The organism is Acinetobacter sp. WCHAc060025 (assembly GCF_004209355.1).
In the GTDB taxonomy this organism is placed as follows: Bacteria; Pseudomonadota; Gammaproteobacteria; order Pseudomonadales; family Moraxellaceae; genus Acinetobacter; species Acinetobacter wuhouensis.
Window position 1 is genome coordinate 1 of the sequence record NZ_SGSX01000008.1, and the last position, 21,511, is coordinate 21,511.

The 21,511-nt window shown below is 38.0% G+C and carries 9 protein-coding genes; 4 read left to right on the plus strand and 5 right to left on the minus strand.

The genetic code is table 11. From position 1 onward, the window contains the following. The 4 genes from EXE09_RS08085 to xseA all read right to left on the minus strand — a co-directional run. Positions 1-715: HipA family kinase (locus EXE09_RS08085; protein ID WP_323052794.1), on the minus strand; the 715-nt coding region annotated here is incomplete at its 3' end. Positions 716-825: 110 nt separating this feature from the next. Next, on the minus strand, positions 826-3,561 hold the full coding sequence (locus EXE09_RS08090) for a UvrD-helicase domain-containing protein (RefSeq protein WP_130116926.1): 2,736 nt from the start codon (positions 3,559-3,561) through the stop codon (positions 826-828). A gap of 99 nt (positions 3,562-3,660) precedes the next feature. Beyond that, positions 3,661-3,855, minus strand: coding sequence for an exodeoxyribonuclease VII small subunit (xseB, locus tag EXE09_RS08095; protein WP_130116927.1), 195 nt, complete (start codon positions 3,853-3,855; stop codon positions 3,661-3,663). Continuing rightward, positions 3,848-5,110 carry an exodeoxyribonuclease VII large subunit gene (gene xseA / locus EXE09_RS08100; RefSeq protein ID WP_130116928.1) on the minus strand — a complete coding sequence of 421 codons (1,263 nt, stop codon included), beginning with the start codon at positions 5,108-5,110 and terminating at the stop codon, positions 3,848-3,850. The genes xseB and xseA overlap by 8 nt, the downstream gene beginning before the upstream one ends. A gap of 163 nt (positions 5,111-5,273) precedes the next feature. Between xseA and EXE09_RS08105 the strand changes: the two genes are divergently transcribed. Next, positions 5,274-5,612: a hypothetical protein gene (locus EXE09_RS08105; protein WP_130116929.1), complete on the plus strand. Its 339-nt coding sequence runs from the start codon at positions 5,274-5,276 to the stop codon at positions 5,610-5,612. Continuing rightward, positions 5,609-5,851, plus strand: a complete 243-nt coding sequence (locus EXE09_RS08110) for a hypothetical protein (RefSeq protein WP_228257190.1) — start codon at positions 5,609-5,611, stop codon at positions 5,849-5,851. Before EXE09_RS08105 ends, EXE09_RS08110 begins: the two co-directional genes overlap by 4 nt. Before the next feature lie 92 nt (positions 5,852-5,943). Here the strand turns inward: EXE09_RS08110 and EXE09_RS08115 are convergent, their stop codons facing one another. Further along, the gene (locus EXE09_RS08115) at positions 5,944-6,150 is read right to left on the minus strand and encodes a hypothetical protein (RefSeq protein WP_130116930.1); all 207 of its coding nucleotides are present in this window, start codon (positions 6,148-6,150) and stop codon (positions 5,944-5,946) included. A gap of 172 nt (positions 6,151-6,322) precedes the next feature. Here EXE09_RS08115 and EXE09_RS08120 point away from each other — a divergent pair, with 172 nt between their 5' ends. Next, positions 6,323-8,068, plus strand: coding sequence for a ShlB/FhaC/HecB family hemolysin secretion/activation protein (locus EXE09_RS08120; protein WP_130117022.1), 1,746 nt, complete (start codon positions 6,323-6,325; stop codon positions 8,066-8,068). A 59-nt stretch (positions 8,069-8,127) separates the two neighbouring features. Beyond that, positions 8,128-21,510, plus strand: coding sequence for a hemagglutinin repeat-containing protein (locus EXE09_RS19050; protein ID WP_130116931.1), 13,383 nt, complete (start codon positions 8,128-8,130; stop codon positions 21,508-21,510). Position 21,511 lies beyond the last annotated feature (1 nt).

A 21,511-nucleotide genomic window follows, 5' to 3' on the forward strand; every position in this document is an offset into this window, starting at 1 on the left:
GGTGATTGTTCAAATCTTTTTGATTTATATCAGAAAGATTATCAATATTTAAAATTTTATCTTCATCAACAAAGCTTGAAATAAAGCTTTCAACTTTTCTTAGGAACTGTTTTGTTTTAGTTAAATCATTACCAAATTTAGTTTTAAAATTTTCTGCCAAAATATTACGCCCCCATTTATGTTGAATTAACGGTTGATTGTAATCAAGTGCAGGAATAAATGTTTCTCCATGATCTATAAAAAAATATGTAGTTCCATTAAATAATATATTTTTACTATGACGATCTGCGTTTGCTACTAGTTCATCGAAGCTAATAATTTTGTGTAAATCTTGGTATGTTAAAATTTCATCCTCGTGGAATTCATTATCTTCTATATAACGAGCAAAAGAATTACTTTCACAATCAATCGTTCCGAAAAACAATTCATTTGGATTACTATTAATTTGAGGGTGTTCTTTATCAACATATACTATTAAAGGTTCAGGTGTATTAATTCCAATTGCTCGACCTAGTAAGGAACAAACAACTTCTTTATACAATTCATTAATATTATTAACTTTTTTTACATATGCCTGTTCCATTATATTATCAGAAGTTACAACATATCCTTTCCAAATAGGATTAACTCCTTGGTAAGCATGATCAAAATGCATGTAGGTTCTTCTTGGAACAGTGGCTGTTCTAATTTTTAAAGTAGGTTGAGAATCTGTCATTTTTTCCCTCATTTATTTCATTATTATCATTTTTATCAGAAAGATAAAGATTTAATTATTAGTTTTTTTATTCATCCCTAACTTTTAAAACTTAAGGTTATGAAATAATTTTAAAATTGCTTTAAGCTTCTTGTATAGCCACAAGAAGCACGGTTACTGCAAGCCATAAAATCACCAAATTTTCCATTTTTTTTCCAAAGCCTACCTTGCCCACATTTTGGACACAACCATTCATGCGGTATGGCACTGTTCATGGGTTTATGTTCATCTTGCGGAATATTAATGAAGTCTTTGAAATCCGGGTCTTTGGTAATTTCTCCTAAAAATACTGAATCACGTTCACCAATTAAATAAACCTTTTCCTTAGCACGAGTCAGCGCAACATAAAACAAGCGTCGTTCTTCAGCAAAGGCATGTGTTTCAGGTTGTGGTAAGACTAAATTTAAAAGTGGATCATCTTCTTTTTCAGAAGGGAATGCGCTATTGCCTTTGTTCAAGCCTAGCAAAATTACATAATCTGCCTGTAATCCCTTAGATGAATGAATCGTTTTAAATTGAACAGTACAATTTCCCAAAAAAGGTAGGATAGTAGTTAAATTTGGCTTGTCTTTGTTATAGCGCCCTAAAATATAAATCGTTTTTTTCTTAGCATTACCAACATTTTCTTCGTTGATTTTCAAAATGGTATTAACCAGATAATTGTTTATATCTTTATTTTTTGTTGAAAAGTTTATTTCAATGACTCTGTTGATAGTTGGGTCAATTGCTTTGACTACTTTTTGCATTTGTGCTTTATTTTTTTGGATAAAACTACTGGCAACATTGGCGATACCTTGATTGGAGCGGAAGGTCTGGGTAAGTTGTGTTTGTTTGGTATAACCAAAGACCTTTTCAAACTGTGTAAAAATATTGATGTCAGAACCTGCAAAACGGTAGATCGCTTGCCAGTCATCCCCAACACAAAACAATTTAGCTTCAGGAACTTGTTTCAATAACGCCTGAATAAATCGTGCTCTTGACTGAGATGTATCCTGAAATTCATCCACAATAATTAGCTTGAAAGGGCTTTTATATTGATTCTCATTGACTAGTCTAGCAGACTCGATTAGCAGGTCATCGAAATCACATTCTTTGTTAGTATTTAAAGCTTCTTCGTATTTTGTATAAACCTTTGAAAATAATTCAAGGAACAAGCTTTGACGTAATGTGAGTGAAGGGTCTGCCAGCAGCGTAGATACATTAGCTTGATTCGATTTATAGTGACTTAAAAAAGTACCATAAAGGTCATCAGCATTTGGTTCATAAATGGCGTATGCTTTGGTATTAATTTCATTTAGGCTGCGTGGCTGGAATATTTGTCTACGTGTTTGAAGCTCAACTTCAAGTTTTTTAAATATCGTGCCTGTAATAAATTCATGAAAGGTGGTACTAATTAAATCCGTTTTATACTTTTGGTGGATTACTGTCTTCCACTTCATTTCATCTAGATACTTTTGCCCAAAATGAGCAGGTGGTCTGCCATTTTGATCGACAGCATAATGTTCTAAATACAGATTGATATCAGGGAAATAAAAGTCAGGTTTATATTGGCGATGATTTTCATCCGCAGTGTCATGCTCATAATTGCGTTCATACTCGTACGGAATCCCTTGACTGTATAGCCAGTTAGCAATAGCCTTTTCACCGTGAGATTTGACGACTTCACCTTGATAGGTGACAAAACCGTCTTTAAAACGGTCAAAAGATTGGATTTGAGCTTTGTCCCATTCAGCTTTAGTTTTGTATGCGAATGGTGAGAGTGGTTGCTTTAAATAAGCTGTTTTAAATAAAAGATACTTTTCCTGAAAATCAGGGTCAGTATCATTCAACTGCTGAATGATTTGATTGAGCAGCGGTTGAGTTTTGCCTGCATGATCCGACACAGTTGGGCTTTTGCCCGTGGCTTTGCCAATGACTCGAACCCCTAGTTGATGAAAATTTAACGCTTCGATTTTTGTACTAAATTTATCAAGAATGCTTTTCAATCTTAAATTGATTCGCTCGTTAAGTTCTTCACCCGCATTTCTGTTGAATGCTAAGACCAAGATTTCTTCAGGCTTATAAAGCCCTGTCAAAAGCGCATAACCGACTTTTCCGACAATGGTCGAGGTTTTACCTGAACCTGCCGCAGCCACCAATAAGTTACGATCTTCAAAAATGATTGAAGATATACGCTGTTCCTCAGTGAGAGGTGTACTTTCGACTTGATCAAAAAAATCTTTAAATACAATTAATTCACTTTCAATAAAACGTTTATTCTTGGTATCAATAGCATAGTTGGCTTGGATAGGTAATTCGACAAACTGTTTGAGTTGTTCAAATAGATTCTGTTGTTGTGATTCAAAAGCAAATGACCGATCTCTTTGAATAAGACTGCTGAAGCATTCGACTTCAGTTTTAGATCGTTGGGTAATATCTGATTTGAACAATTGCGTAAAATGATGAGACAGATAGCGGTTCTGTTGAATGAAATCTTGGTATTCGAATAAATAGGGGAGTAGTGCTGTTTTAATTTTTTCAGCATTTCTTTGATTTCTTAGAAATTCAGCATCATTGTAAATGTCAGTCTGAAGTTTTTCAGCTTGTGCATTGAATAAACCTTTGAACTGATAATTTTGATCCAATGTTTTCAGAGTGACAGTAGACCACATCCATCCTTTACGAATATTTGCTTCTAAAACTTGTTCAGGATTAAGTGTTGCACGTGTACCATCAAGCTCAAGGATAAGCTCAGGAAATTCATAGTTTATGCGCCATTGAGTTGAGCCTGCAAAAATATAGCTAAGTAAACTTGGTCGAATTTCCATAATGCCCTAAAAAATATTATTAAAATAATGAAAGCTTTGTGTTTAATTATAAAGTTTAAAGCTGTTTTAATCAGTCATAATTATTGATTCTATAACCAACTATTCTTTAAAAGTTTCATTCAATGCCTGTTGGACGGCATCAACTCTTGATTTACATGCTTTAAAAGCATTCATAGATTCATCAACAAGTTTCATTAAATTATCAATATCAGGTTCTTCTTGCAATTCCAGCAATTCTGCATTGCGCTTCAAAATTTCATAACCTTGCTTAAAACTTAGAGTTTCATCATTCATGTGATTTTACCTGTACTACTTGAGCTTCAATGATACCATCTTGCATTTCAACGGAAAAATGCGGTGATTGTAATTGCTGTATTGAACGAATAGCTTTTCCCCCTGAACGCACGACAGCATAGCCTTTAGACATCACTTGTTTGGGATTTTGTAATAAGGTTTCTCGTAACAAGCCTTCAATTTGATTTGATGCAAATTTTAACTGCTGATTGGCTAAATATTGGGTGTGTTCTTTAATTTGGGCAAGGGATGCAGAAGTAGTATTTAACTGGGTTTGAGCAAAAGTTTGAATCAACTTGATGAGTTGTTCATTTTGACTTTGGTATGCTGAAATTTGATGTTGTGATAATAACTTGATCGAATGAATAAAGTTTGTAGCTTCTTGAGCTCGCTCTACGATTAAATTACGAATACCCGCAATCACTTTACTTGGTGTATCAAAAGAACGATGTGCGACTTCATCTAAAATTGTACGATCTTTTTCATGTCCTATGCCTACCCAAATGGGTACACTTCTTTTACAGAGCAAGGCTGCGAGATCATAGTCATTCAGATAAGCTAAGTCATTGACTGAACCACCCCCTCGAATAATCACAATTAGATCAGGTGGAATTTTAGATAGAGATGCCCATTGCTTTAAACTATTCGATAGACTTTCAATAATACTTGCTACAGCTGTATTACCTTGAAAGGTTGCTGTATGATAAACAAAATTACACACACCCGATTTTTCTAGAATATCAGCATCCCGTTTAAAATCACCAAGACCAGCCGCATTAGCCGGAGTAATGACAAGTACATTATGAATATCAAAAGGTGTAGACAGTTGTTTGTTTTTATTAATTAAACCTTCGAGTGTTAATTTTTCGACGATTTTTTGATAACGCCGAGCTAAGTCACCCAGTGTAAAAGAGGAGTCAATTTCTTCAATATTGATGGAAAAACCATACTGAGGATCAAAACGTGCCTTAACTTTTATTAACACATTTAAGTCACGCGAAAGTTCAATCCCGCTTTCACGTTCAAATTTTAATACGATTTTTTGTGCCGTAAATTTCCAAATGGTGGCACGACAACTGGCAATCACTTTATCAGAATCTTGTTCTTTTTCAGCCAACTCTAAATAGTAATGCCCTCCTTTAATACTTAAATTACGGATCTCAGCTTTCACCCAGACAGCTTCCTCAAAAGTCATCTGAATAACTTCTTGAACTGTTGCAAGGTATTCACTAAGGCTTAACTTAAAATCGGACATTTGGGCTAAAAGAGTTGATATCTATTTTTAAAAGTTTACCAAAGAAAATGTACTGTACTGACATATTTTTTGCTGTTTGATCAACATGTTTGAATATTTTAGAAATATGGTATTTCACTCTAAGTCTTGTTAAAATTTAGTCAAACTATAATTTATTGATAAAATGAAAAAAATATTACTATTACTTTGTTTTACTACTCAAGTGAATGCTGCTCAAAAATTAGATGTGTTCCAATGTGAAGTCATTGGTTATTCTGCTGAATTTATGATGTCCTTAATACAACATGGACATGATGATACGACAGAGGTCTTGGAATCAAGGATGGAATATGCCCCCTATATTGTCGACTACTATCAAGAGATGGACAAAGATGCGCGCAGTGCAAAAATCGTTGATTATAGTGATATTGGAGAAACTGTAAGAAATTTCAATTATAAGTGGCAGGATGTTTGTAAAAAAAGAAATGGGATTTACACCAAACCATTAGAGATCAGAAAATGAAAAAAATAACTTTAAGTCTGATTTTTCTTTCGATACTGACAGCTTGTCAAAAAGAACAACCTGAACTCAAAGTTGACCAGAAAGTGGTTCAGCAATTTGATCAGGCTGATAATACGCTTGATGACTATCTCAATGTTTTAGATGCCCCAAAAACATCTAAAGAGCAAAGTAAAAAATTATTTGTGAAGATTATCCAAAAGTGTATAAGGAAGAATACACACCTGCATTTCTCAAATTAGCATCGAATTACACTGAGCAAGAGTTACGAAAAGAAATGAATATTACTTTGAATTATTACAAACAAAAGTTAGATGTGGATTGCAGTCAATAATTATTTTAGTAATTGTAACGCCAATTGTTCAGCAAATTTAGAGTCAATGCCTTCAGCCACAAAAAACACCTGCCCATGCATAATTTTTTTTGTGTATTGGGTGTATTTTCTGCTGTTTGGATCGGAATAAATAAACTCATCGACATAAGATGAATGTCTTAAACCAAACAGAACACCACCAATACATTGAATTGAAGATTCATTCATAAAAGTCTAACTAAACCGAGCAATCATTTGAGTTTTGATATTTTACCGATTATTTTAAAGTTCAATCATAAGTTATCATTTTAAAAAGAGTATTGTTCATGTTTTATGCTATTTACAAAACTTAATAAATTTGAAACAATTAAATGTGGAATCAATCACAATTACTAACATCATGCGAAATTTAAGACATAATAAGGTCAGTTTAGCTATATTTTTAGCAATCTTGGGTACAACAGTTAAAGCAGCAGAACCACAACCTCGTCCAGAGTTTGAAACGGATGCAACAATACGTCAACAACAACGAGATGAAGCACTCCAAAAGCAATTACAACCGACACCCAATGTTCAAACAGGCTTAGCTCAAAGCTTACAGACACAACCACAACTACAATACTTAAAATCACACAGTGAAGATGTGTGTTTTGAGATTAAAAAATTTGTTTTGCAGGGTGATAATGCCCGAGATTTCACCTTTGCCATGCGTCCAGTGACTCAAGGCGAATACAATGTTATTGGTCGATGCATTGGGGTTCAAGGATTGAATCAGGCATTAGATCTTATTCAAAACAGCATTATTAGCCATGGTTATGTCACCACACGAATTTTGCTACCACAACAAAACATTGCTTCTGGTGTGATTCATTTACAAGTGATCGCAGGTAAAGTTGATCAAATCAAATTTGCAGCAAATACTTCAAAACGTGCACATAAATTCAATGCGCTGCCTGTCAAAACAGGTGACATACTGAATATCCGTGATATTGAACAAGGCTTAGAAAACTTTAAACGTGTCCCGACAGTAGAAGCTGATTTTAAAATCAAACCAGCGGAACAACATAATGAACCAGGCTACAGTGATTTAGAATTGGCATGGCAGCAATCTAAGCCTTATCGGATTCATTTAGGTGTAGATGATGCAGGTTCAGATTCAACAGGCAAATATCAAGGGACAGCTACGCTATCACTCGATAACTTACTCACGGCCAATGACCTGTTTTACGGTAGTTATAACCATGATTTAGGCGGTGGCGATGATGGCAAACGTGGTACAGATGGTTATTACCTGAGTTATACCATTCCAATGGGTTATTGGTTATTGAGTAGCAATTATAGTAAATCGAATTATAATCAGACTGTCGCGGGTGCCAGTGAAAACTACTTATACAGCGGTGAAAGTAAGTTGATTGGTGCAGATTTATCTCGTGTACTGTATCGTGATGCCAAACGTAAGACCACAGTAACTGTGGGTGGGTGGTATCGTGAATCCCAGAACTTCATCAATGATACCGAAGTTGAAGTTCAACGACGAAAAACAGCAGGTTGGAAAGCCAGCTTAGACCATACAGAATATCTATCTAATGCTACATTGACAGGAAATTTCACCTATAAACGTGGAACAGGCGCGTTCAATGCTATGTATGCACCTGAAGAAGAATATGGTGAAGCTTTTACCCATGTGGGTATATTACAAGCCAATGCCAGCCTGCAAGTTCCATTTAAAGTAGGACAACAAAATTTACAATATCTTGCAGAATGGCGCAGCCAATACAGTAAAAAACCACTCACCCCACAAGATCGCTTCTCAATAGGTAACCGTTATACCGTGCGCGGTTTTGATGGTGAACAAACCTTGATGGCAGATAATGGTTTCTTAGTTCGTAATGAAATCAGTGGTTCTATCGCCAAACTCCCAATGCAGTGGTACAGCGGAATTGATTATGGCGAAGTCGGTGGAAAAACTGCACATGAACCAAATCCACTTCTAGGCACCAGTTTAATGGGTGCAGTTGCAGGATTGCGAGGTCAAGTGTTGAAATCGGTCAGCTATGACGTCTTTGTTGGAACACCGCTGAAGAAACCAGATCACTATAAAACAGACAACCTGACATCAGGTTTTAGTCTGAATTGGATGTATTAATCTCAATATTTATCACATTACCCAGTATTTAAAATATTTAAAAATTAAGGTCGATCATTATGAATAAGAATCGCTATCGCATTATATTTAGCCAAGCTCGTGGTATGTTTATCGCAGTTGCTGAAATTGTCAAAAGTAAAACCAAAGCAGCAGGACAAACCATACTTGCAGGTGATGGCGATTCAGAACCAACAGCATCATTGACGTTGAATACTTATAAAAGACTCAATCCAATCAACTTTGCTGTGATTAGCTTACTCGGTGCTGCGATCTATACCTTGCCGATGGCAAGCATTGCAGGCAGTCAGATTGTTGCAGATAAATCAGCACCCAACTCACAACAAGCGACAATTCTGAATACCAGCAATGGATTGACTCAAGTCAATATCCAAACACCAAGCGCAGGCGGTGTATCACGTAATACCTATACCCAATTTGATGTTGGACAAGAAGGTGCAGTTCTTAACAATGCCCGTAACAATACCCAAACCCAATTGGGTGGATGGGTACAAGGTAACCCGTGGCTTGCCAAAGGCGAAGCAAAGGTTATTCTCAATGAAGTCAACAGTAGTAACCCAAGTCAACTCAAAGGTTATTTAGAAGTTGCAGGCAAACAAGCCCAAGTGGTGATTGCCAACCCATCGGGTTTAGTTTGTGATGGCTGTGGTGTGATTAATGCAGATCGCTTTACCCTCACCACAGGACAAGCAGTGGTGAACCAAGGCTACCTCGAATCATTCCGAGTGCGTGAAGGACAAGTGACCATTGAGGGCAAAGGCTTAAATGGAAGCCTCACGCCTTATACAGATATCTATGCACGTGCCTTAAACGTCAATGCAGGCTTATATGCCAATGAGTTAAAAACCGTATTGGGCCAAAATGATATTAATCTTCAAGACCCATCTGCACCTCAAGTTACCAAAGCAACGACAAGTAGTACAGCAATAACTCAAACACCGCCTCAACCAAGCTATGCATTAGATGTTGGGCAATTGGGTGGGATGTATGCAGGTAAGATTTACCTGATCGGGACAGAAAATGGACTCGGTGTGCGCAACGCGGGATCGATCAATGCAACTTCAGGCAGCATGACCCTGAATGCGAACGGTGATTTAAGCAATACAGGTAATATCATTGCCAATAAAGATCAAATTGCGATTCAAGCTCAAAATGTTCAGAACAGCGGGAATATCAGTAGTACCCAAAGCAAAATACAACTTGATGCAACGGATATTCAAAATAGTGGTTTAATTGCCACCAGTGATGAACTTAAACTGAATGCTCAAGGCAACATCAATAACAATAATGGGGTGATCAATGCAGGACGCCTTGATTTAACGGCACAAAGCTTAAGTAATAACACGGGTAAAATTGAACAAACAGGACAACAGCAACTTAATATTACCGCGAAAAACTTAGATAATACACAGGGCTTGATTGGACAAGCGACTCAAGAAAATAGTGCAGGAACAGGCTCAAGCACAGGTGGAACCACAACGCCAACGGTGACAGATCCTGAACAAAACTCATCAGCACAAGATGCCAGTACAGTTACAGTTGCTCCTACAGAATCATCAGTCCCAAAAACTTTTGCAGCAGGCAATATTCAGATTGCGCAAGATATTCAAAACATTGCAGGTCAAATTGCGAATAATGCTGACATTAGCTTAAATGTACAGGACAGCATTAAAAACAATGGGGGTGAGATACAGCTCCCTGAACTACAGTTCAATGGACAAAACTTTGAAAACCAAGCAGGTAAATTGACCGCTAAAGTGATCAATATCACTGCACAAAATGCCGATAACCAAAAAGGCTTAATTGATGCGACTGAAAGCTTTGATTTAAATGCACAACAACTTAAAAACGATGAAGGTCGCTTACAAAGTGCTAAAGCACTCAATGTGACATCAGCGCAAATCGATAATAGCAAAGGACAAATTCTAGCGACTGATAACTTGACACTGGGTTCAGAGCAGACCAACAATACTGAGGGTGTCATTGGCTCGGTCAATAGTGATGTACAGCTGAATATCAAAGCACTGAACAATAATAAAGGTGAAATTTCAGCACAAAATGTACAACTCACTGGGCAAACATTAAATAACCAACAAGGCTCCATTCAAGCCAAAACGGGTGATTTAGCCCTAAAAGTTGACCAGATTGATAATGGTCGTGCGCAAGATGCCGCAGGAAATTTCACGGCTAACAAAAATCTTAGCATTACCGCACAACAGCTGAATAGCACAGGACAAATCTATGCAGGTGATACTGCTGATTTAACAGTGAAACAATTACAGCAAGATGGTCAATTGGCAGCACTGAATAAAATCAAAGTACAGTCTGACAATATCACGAGCAACAAAAACGCAATTTGGGCAGCAGGTTTAGATTCGGAAGGCAAACTCAGTCAAAGTGACGCGACTTTAAATATTGATGCACAACAAGCGCAAATCGCGGGTACCGTTTTGTCGGGTGAAACGATTGCTATTCATGCAACACAAAATACTGATCTCAGTCAAAGTGCTACGCAAGCAAAAAATATTAAGATCAGTACGCAAGAACTCAATACGTCGAATGCCAAAATCATTGCAGATCAACAACTAGATGTGACAGGCAAGCAAAGTATCAATAACCAACAAGGTCAATACAGTGCAGTGCAAGTCAATATTGATACGGCACAACTGAACAATGACCAAGGTCTGATTCAACATACAGGACAAAATGATTTTATCCTGAATGTGGCAAATCGTATTGATAACAATGCGGGCAAGATCATCAGTAATGCCAATAATACTGAGATTAAAACTGCAAATTTAAGCTCAGTTGCAGGTGAGATTCTCCATGCAGGTGATCAACAACTTAAAGTCACTGCACAAAATCTACAAGGGCAACAAGGAAAAATTCAAAGTAATCAGAATTTACAACTTGAATTGGGTACAGCTCATTTAGACAATGCTACAACGACGGCACAAAATATTAACCTCAATGCAACGACTCTCAGCCATAAACAAGGACAATTGATCCAAAGTGGTGTCAATGGACAGTTGAATGTCAATGTTGCGCAAGCCTTGGATAATACCTCGGGCGTGATCAGTGCCGCAGGTCAAGCCACACTCAACACTGCTGATTTAAACAATCAACAAGGCGTGATTCAAACCCTAGCGGACAAAGACCTAAAGATCACGAGCCAAAAACTCGACAACCAGTCAGGCAAAATCATTGCTGGACGTGATGCCAATTTACAAGTCAGTGAACTGAACAATGATCAAGGTACAGTTTATGCTGATGGAAAATTAGATCTTCAAGCAACACAAGATATTTACAACCAACAAGGCTTAATCGCATCACAACAAGCATTGAGCATCAAAGGGCAAAATCTAAACAACCAAAATGGACAAATCCAATCTGAACAAAGTGATGTTCATTTAAACCTCACACAAAGCATTAATAATCAGTCTGGCAGTATTCAATCTGCACAAGCATTGAATATCCAAAGTCCACATCTAGAAAATAAAAATGGACAATTGGTTTCAGGTACAGAGAGTCAAATCAATGTAGCCCAATTGAATAACCAAGCAGGTACGATTTATTCTAAAAAACAACTCGATGTGACTGTATCGGGTACAGCAGACAACAGTGCAGGAACGATTGCCGCAGAGCAAAACCTGAATTTAAATGCACAACAATTGTTGAATGATGCAGGACAAATCCGTTCAGAAAATGCTGATACCGTACTGAATGTGACGCAGGACATTAGCAATAACACAGGCTTAATTTCAGCAGACAAAGATTTAACACTGAACGCGCAAAATGTTCATTCGCAAAAAGGCAAATTACAATCAGGTGCCAATGCCACAGTTCAAGTTAATAGCATAGACAACAGCGAAGGTGTGATCTATGCAGCAGAACAATTACAACTGAATGCTACTGGTGAGCTGAACAATAGCAAAGGTGTGGTGGCTGCAGAACAATTGGCTGACCTAAAAGCTGGTTCAGTGATGAATGATGCGGGACAAATCCGTTCGCAACAAGACCAATTAAAGCTCAATGTACAAAATGAATTAAGCAATTTGGCAGGTGAAATTTCAGCAGAAAAAGCGATTGAACTGACTGCAAATAAGTTGCTCAATAACCAAAACGGGAAAGTGATTGCAGGGTCATCACTCAAAGCAACCACACAGCAGATTGATAATAATACAGGTACGATTTACGCCAAAGATCAACTCAACCTGAATGTTGCAGATCGTCTTAATAACCAGTCAGGTACGATTGCGGCCAACCAACAAGTACAGATTCAAGCCAACAGTTTAAACAACAATGCGGGCAAAATACGTTCGGAACAAAATCAACTCGATTTAAATGTACAGCAAACCTTGGATAACCAATCAGGTGAAATATTTGCAGGCACTAATGCCAATATCAATGCAACCACGCTGAACAATCAACAAGGCACGATTTACGCTAAAAATCAGCTTGATTTAAAAGCAGGGCAATTAAATAACCAACAAGGACAAGTGTATTCGGAAGGTTCGGCCAATGTTACGGTTCAAGGTGATGTTCAAAACCAAAAAGGTGTCATCGTTGCAGGGCAAAATCTTAATGTGCAAAGTCAAAACTTAGATAATACAGAAGGTACCCTACGCTCAGAAAAAGCAGATTTAACGCTCAATACTCAAGGACAATTGATTAACCAACAAGGTGATATTTATGCAGGACAAAATGCTAACTTAAATACACAAAGTTTAATCAATAATGCAGGGCAAATTGCTTCACAAAATCAACTCAATATTGACACCCAGCAAAAGCAACTCAGCAACCAAAGCGGTAAAATCATTTCCAAAGTTGTCGATTTGAAAACGGGAACATTGGACAACCAAGCAGGTTTAATCCAAGGTGAACAATCCGTTAAAGTTGATACTCACAATCATGCCTTGTTAAATAATAATTCAGGTGACCAAGCAGGCATTCTGAGTCAAGGCAGCCTTGAAATCGCAAATGTTTCACAGCTGGATAATATCAGTGGCTATATTGCAGCAGTAGGCTCAACTAACATCACTGCACAAAATCTGAATAACAACAAAGGTCAAATCAATAGCCAAGCAGATTTAAACATCCAACAGCTTACAACGGGCGGTCGTATCGACAATGTGGCGGGACAAATCCAAGCCCAACACAATGTTAACTTGAAGGCAGATACGATCAATAACAGTGGTGTAGGTAGTCATTTGGTTGCAGGGGAAAAACTGACTACCAATACCACACAGCTGATCAATAGCCAAACCAAAGATGCGACCACACTGGGTGGAATTGACGCCAAAAATATTGAGATCAATGCAGCAGAATTGAATAACCAATCAGGTGCAATTCGTGCGACGGATCAAGCCAATTTAAACCTAAGCAACCAACTGAATAACCAAGCTGGATCAATCAGCAGTTTAGATACTCTAAGTATTGGTACAGCGGATAAGACACTGAATGTAAACAATACTGGCGGTGAATTACTCGCTAAAAATCAATTGAATCTGAAAGCCAATGAACTGATTAACAAAGGTAAAATTATCAGCGAAGGTAATATTGATATTGACCTGAAACAAAGCTATACCCACACCAAAGACGATCAAATTGCCGCCAATGGTACATTGAAGTTAAATACTGACAATGATTTGATCAACCAGTCAGAGTTAACAGCGGGTCAGAAGCTAGAATTAAGTGCTAAAAATATTAAAAATGAAGTAGGTGCTACGATTTCATCGAATGAAACCCATTTGACAGCGCAAGATACTGTGCATAACCAAGGTTTAATCAATGGTGAGTTGACACATATTCAAGCGGATCGTGTGTGGAATGATGGTGCACGTATTTATGGTACACATGTTGCGATTCAGGCCAATACCTTGGACAACAAATCTAACACTGCTGGCACAGGTGCAGTGATTGCGTCTCGTGGGGATATGGATCTAGGCATTGGAACGCTCAATAACCAATCAGGTGGTGTGGTTAAGGAAAGTGCACGCGATAATGCTTGGATTTTTAGTGCGGGGAATTTAAATGTTGGTGGAAGTTTGGATGGGAATTTAAATGCAAATGGACAAGCAAACACGATCAATAACCTAAGTGCTCGCATTGAGTCATTAGGAGATATGACGCTGACGGCGAAAAATATTAATAATATTAACCAAAACTTCCAGACTGATATTGTGCAAATTGGTGGTGTTGAGGAAAAAGTTTATATTCAGCCTAAAGATAAAACCACTCTCATACCGGTCGAAAACTTATATTGGAAAAATTGGAGTCGTGCTGGTTTGTATCGTTATGATACAACCCCTAATGTTTTGCCTGAAAACATTAAACTAGGTGAAACACCCATCCCGAATGTTGAATCTATCAATTGTGTGGGTACAGGGGACGATGAAAGTTGTAATGTGAACTATAAAAAAGCGGATCCTGTCTGGGCATATTTTAATATCACACCACCAACACAAGATGCACCTGAAGCACCAACACTTGTAGAACCAGTGCCACCAACAGGGCAAGCGAGTTGTGAGGTAGGTGTGGGTTATGATGCAACAGCATGTACAGCGTATCAAACAGCATATACTCAATATGAAAAAGATAAACAAGCTTATGATCAGGCGCAACTTCAATATAAAAAGGACTTAGATGCTTGGAGTGAGTCAGATGAGTCTGCTTATCAAAAGTTAGATGAGGCAATTCAAGCATATAATTTAAAGTTTGGTAATACCGAAATTAAAGCTTGGACGCAGTATGATGTCAAAGAAACAAAATCAGAAAGTAAAGTGACAGTCTCAGCACCTGCTGAAATTGTAGCTGGTGGAAATATCAATTTATTTGCAGACACATTTACCAATGATAAGAGTGTCGTATTAGCTGGTGGGAAATTAAATGCTGAGCTGAAAAATGACCTTGTGAGTATTGATGGAAAAGGTCAACAGATCATTAAACGAATAGGGGAAAGTACCTATACTTATTCAAACTGGCGTGGTGGGTTCAAACGCTACCATGAACGTAAATATAATAAAAGCCAACCTTATAACCCATCTGATGAAATCAAAGAAATTGATCTTCCGATCAATCAATTCTTGGGTAATATTCAAAACCATACATCTAATCAAAATATTACAGCGACAACAATGAGTCAAAATGTTGTCGTTAATAGTTCAGTAGATACACCTGACCAACAACAAGATCGTCAACAGCAAAGTCAACAAAACAGTGTGAATACTGATGCTGGACAAGCGATATCAGCACAAGGGCAGCAAGCAAAAGTACCTCAGACACCTGATCAATTAGATGTAAAAGCACAAGTAGATTCAGATGTTGAAAGCCAGCAGCAACAAGCACAATCTGTTGATTCAGCAAAAAATCTTCAAGCGGGTGATACCAATACTTCCGCGACTAAAGCTCAGGGGGAAATCGAAATTCGTTCAGTGTCTATGGAGACGTTGAATTTACCAAGTAATGCTTTATTTAGTACCAATCAAGATAGCCAAGCAAAATATCTCGTTGAGACAGATCCTGCATTTATCAATTATAAAAACTGGTTGTCATCTGACTATATGTTGGATGCAATGAATATAGATCCTGCTTTGAAACAGAAGCGTATGGGTGATGGCTATTATGAACAACGTTTGGTTCAAGATCAGATTGCACAGTTGACAGGATTCCGTTTCTTACAAGGGTATGCCAATGATGAAGATCAATATAAAGCCTTAATGAATAATGGATTGACCTTTGCAAACCTCTATAATTTACGCCCTGGTATTGCATTAACAGCAGCTCAAATTGCTCAACTGACAACAGATATTGTGTGGTTAGAAGAAAAAACCGTCAAACTTGCTGATGGCACAACGACAAAAGCCTTGGTACCACAAGTCTATGTTAAAGCACGTCAGGGTGACTTAAAAGGTGATGGTTCATTATTGAGTGGTAGTCAGGTTCAGTTACAGGTTGATGGTAATGTTTTAAACAGTGCCACCATTGCTGGGCGTGAGGCGTTAAAGATTTCAGCGGATAGCATTAATCAATTGGGTGGGCGTATGCAAGCCAATCGAGTTGATTTAACCACAACTAAAGATTTGAATAATATTGGTGGTACGATCACAGCGATTGAATCAGCCAAGTTAACTGTTGGTGGCAATTTCAACCAAAGTAGTACAACGCAGAAAACAGCAAACAAAGTTGGGGACAGTGAATTTACTCGTGAAGGATTTGACAGAAAAGCTGGGCTCTATGTTGTTGGTTCACCAATAAATACAGAAAATTTAAGCACAACATTAATTGTCGATGTTGCTGGTAATACCACACTCAAAGGTAGTGAAATTATTAATAGCAATGGTTCATCAATCATTAAAACGCAAGGTGACTTAAAAATTGGAGGGGTAAACACTTCGGTCAATAATCGTAGTTATGGTAATCAGGACAATTATAATTATAACAAACAGCAACAGGATGTAGGTTCTGTCATTCAAAGTAAAGGTGATACGCGTCTACAGGCTGAAAATATCACAGTGAAAGGTTCACAAATTTCGAGTGAACAAGGTTCAACAATTTTATCTGCACAACAAAAAATTGATATATCTGAGGGTAGAAAAATTTCAGATGCAGAAACCGCTTATAAAACAAAAGACAAGAGTACATTCAGCACGACTACAGAGAAAGGTCGTGTGCGTAATATGAGTGACGAAGCTATTGCAAGTAGTATTGATGGTAAAAATGTCATCCTTAGTGCTAACAATATAGATATCCGAGGCACTAATATTGTATCGGATGATCTAACTCAGATTCAGGCAAAAGAAAACATAAATATTAGTGCGGCTGAAAATCACTATGTAAATGAGTTGGAGCGTAGTAAAAAAACATCAGGTTTCACTTCTAGTTTCTCTGACGGTGTTGTAAGTGTCGGATATGGCAAGTCGAGCAATCAAAATAAGCAGAATAATAAATCTACAACGCTTACCCAGAGTCAGATCGTAAGTCTACAAGGCAATACAAACATACTTGCTGGAAAAGATCTAACAGCAGAAGCCGCAATTTTAGGTGCGGGTAAAGATCTAAATCTGCAAGGTGCAAATGTTAACTTAAATGCTGGCTATGAAACGACAAATCAGCACTCAGAAAGCCAGAGTAAGAGTTCTGGGATTTCTGTAGGTGTGACCTATTCACCGATTGCAGCAGCCGCGTCAACGTATAAAAAGAATGCTGAAAGTGACCAGTATTCGGATAGTGCTGTTGGGAAAGTCATGTCTCGAGCAGATGCGATAGACAAGGCAATACAGGCAGCGACCACACCTATTGTAGTAACAGCAGGGAGTCATAAGTCTAATCAAACGAGTGATTATGCCAAGACAAGTGCTGTTGTTACGCAAGCCTCAGCTCAGGGTAATTTAAATATCATTGCAACTGAAGGCAATATTAATAGCCAAGGTGCACAACTTTCAGCAGAAGGTGATGCTCTACTGCATGCAAAAGATAATATCAATTTGAGTTATGCGACAGATCAAGAACAACAAACAGCGAATAGTCAGCAAAGCGGCTTTAGTCTTGATAACCGAAATAAGTTTGCTCCAGCTGGTGTCTATAACAATAAAAACCAAGGCAACGGTAATATTGATAAAGTCACAGGCACCCAATTGTCTTCAGGTGGAAAAACTACATTACAAACAGAAACAGGTGATATTAATATATTAGGCAGTTCTGTAGCTGCAACAGGTGATGTCAATATTAATGCTGCTCGTGACGTCAATATTAAGTCTACCCAGAATAGCCAAAGCCAAATTGAAAGTAGCTCCAATAAAGGAATTGGAAGTGCGCAAATTTCAGATACGGAGCAATTCTATGGCTATATGAAAGGTCAGAGCCAGAGCAGTAGTAATGGTATAGAACAACAACGCAGTCAGGTCGGAAGTCTTGAAGGCAATGTGAATATTCATGCAGGGAATAACTACAATCAACAAGTTGCAGATATTATTGCGAAAAAAGATATAAATATCGATGCGAAACAAATAAATGTATTAGAAGATCACAATACTGGTCAATCAAGCAGCTCATCAGATGATTTGAAAATAGGCGTCTTTAAACGTATCAGCTCACCAATTTTAGACTTACTTGGTGCTGGAGATAAAGTTGCTAAGAGTAAAGGCGATGACCGTACACAGGCGTTACAAGGATTAGCTACAGGTGCGCAGGCCTACCAAAGTTATAGCGACATAAAAGGTGGGGCTGTAATTAAAGCGGAAGCAGGCATTGGTTTTAGTACCAGTGAAAATCAGCAAACAAGTAGCTATGCAAGCTCGCAACAAAACAAGATTAATGCAGGTGGCAATGTAAACCTGACCAGTACAGAGGGCAATATTCATTTACAGAATACGCAGGTTAAAGCAGGCGATACAATTCAGTTAGATTCAGCCAAAGACATTCTTTTAGAGTCAGGACAAAGTCAAGAAAAAGCCAAAGGTTCTAATAGTAATGCAGGTTTGAGTGTTGGTTATGGTGCATCAGTTGGTGCTCAAACAGGTGTGTATATCTATGGTGAGGCTGGCTATGGCAAAGGCAGTAACCATACTGATAACAATACACACAATTTGACCACACTTGAGTCAGATAAATTGATTCTGAAAAGTAAAGGTGATACCACGTTAAATGGTGCGCAAGCGAAAGCAGATCGTATTGATGCAGATGTGGGGGGTAAACTGAGTGTCATCAGTACTCAAGATAATATTGATCAAAGCATAGACCAGACTGGTGTAGGTGGGCGAGTACAGGCTTCATTGGGTACCGCATGGCAAGTTTCAGGGAACTATAGCAACAGTGAAGCCAACGGCAAATCGAATAGTGTCAACCAGCAATCAGGCTTATTTGCAGGGGAAGGCGGTTACCATGTTAAGGCGGATAGCGTAGACCTAAAAGGTGGTGCGATTGTTTCTACTGCAAGTAAAGACAAAAATGATCTCACAGCCAATCGTTTAACATTTAGCAATATCGAAAATCAAAGTGCCTACGATGCAACTTCTGTTGCCCTCTCAGGAGGAACAAAAGTTGGACAAAACAATGGAAATGGCCAAGCACCACAACCGACCAGTAATGAAAATTGGCGCAATAGCACTACATTTAGTCCAAGCTTACCTCAGTATGAGTCAGACAAAGACAAGAGTACGACTTATGCCACATTGAGTGCGGGTAATATCACGATTGGTGGTAAACAAACGACAGTTGAAGAACTTGGCATCCACAGTAATATCGCAACAGCAAATCGTAAAGTTGATACCTTGCCAAACTTGCAGGATATATTGGATCAGCAAAAAAATGTAGCAGATGCAACGTCGACGATTGTAGCAGCGACAAGAACCTATAATCAAAATCAACAAAAAGAGGCTGAACAACAAAAAAATGTTGAGAAGCAAAAGGTTATTGATGAAATAAGCAAAAATGAAGTTGCTTTAAATTATTATCAAAGTTTAGATGCCGTACACCAAGAGGAATATTTAAATCAATATTCTCCTGATTACGCTTTAGCAAGCCAGTCAAATAAAGATTGGGGAATGGGTGGGGATAAGAGTCGAGCTGTTAATGCGGTGACAATTGCGATTACTGGTGCATTAGGTGGACAAACTGACCTACAAGTAGTAAGTAATGCGCTTGCGCCATATGCTGCGCAAGTGATTGGCGAAAAGTTTGGGCATGGTGAGGACAAGAACACCACAGCGCAAATGGTCAGTCATGCGATCTTAGGTGCAACGCTAGCCTATGTGAATGGTGGTAACCCAGCAGCAGGAGGAACGGCTGCAGTTGCGAGCGAAGCAGCAGCGAACTACTTTGCAAATCAATATAAAGATGACCCACGCTATCAAAATGAGAAAGGAGAGTTTATTCCGAATCTGTTACCTGAAGATGTGAAAACTCAAATCCGAGATTTGACAGCAGCGATTGGTGCAGTAGCAGGTGGAACGGTAGGGGATTCTGCATTTAATGCACAACTTGCAGGTGTAGTTGGGCAGAATGCGGTAGAGAATAATAGTATTCAAGACATTGCTTTAGCAAGGGCAGAAGGTAAGACATTAGCCCAAAAAGCAGAAGACTTTGTTAATGAACAAAACAAGCAATATAAACAGAAAAATTGTGCAGGGCTAACAGCAACAGCTTGTTCAGCACAAATGTATAAAGAGCGTCAAGAATTTTTAAAAGGTGGAGGGAGTCTAACTTTAGATTTCATTCCTATTATTGGAGATATCAAGGGATTTCATGAAGCACAAGATTTTGGAGACTATTTCTTTGCTAGTGTAGGTTTGATTCCTATAGTTGGAGATGCGGCTAAGTCTTACCATAAAGCACAAAAAGCTTACGATATTGCCGAAAAAGCTGGTGATGTTGCTGGAATGAAAGCAGCAATGAATGATGCAGTAAAAGCATGTACTGGAGGAGCATGTTTTACAGCAGGTACTCTGATTGAAACGAGTGAAGGACTGAAAGCTGTAGAGAAATTTGAGGGTGGTGAGCTAGTTTGGGCAAGGAATGATGTTACTTTAGAATATGGCTATCGTCCTGTGATTGCAACAAAAGTAACAGCAGAGCAAGCGATATTTGAAGTTGTTATCCAAAATAAAACAGGTCAACAAGAAACACTTGAAACAACAGCTGAACACCCGTTCTGGATTAAGAATTTTGGTTGGTTAAAGGCTTCATTACTTCAATCTGGTATGACTTTATTAGATCGGAATAATGACGAGTTAACAATTGTTAGCCAAGTATTGATCCCCAATAAAGTTGAAACTGTTTATAATATCGAAGTTGATGGATTCCATACCTACCATGTAGGTAGGCTTGGTACTTGGGTTCATAATGCGAATTGTTGTGAAATTAAAGTACCAAATAGCCCAGTTAAACCATCTACCCAAACACCATCTACGATTACAAAAATAGATGCTAGATATGTGAATTTGAAATCTGGGCAGAAAGGTGATTGGAATAAAATTGCCAATAAGCCCGAAGCAAACACAATTTATAAGCTTGATAATGGTTATACTTATAAAACAGATGCAAATGGTCGTGTAAATAATGTAGAAGCCAATTTGAAATTGGAAGCTAATGATCGGAATAATTATCAGCAGAAAAATTCAGGTAAAAATAATGGTAGGCTTCCAGGTGATCATGGTGGTCACTTAATTGCTTCTATGTTTAAAGGTCCAGGTGAAGGCATTAATATCGTTCCGATGGATAAGAAGTTTAATGGTGGTGGTGGAGAGTGGGGACAGCTTGAAAAAACATGGCAAGATGCATTGAAACAAAATAAAGAAGTTAAGGTATCAATTCAACCGATTTATTCGGATACTAGCAAACGTCCTACTTCTTTTATAGTTAATCAAAGTATTAATGGTGTTAAACAGAAGTCATTAGAGCTAAAAAATTCAGCAACAGGAAAGTAAC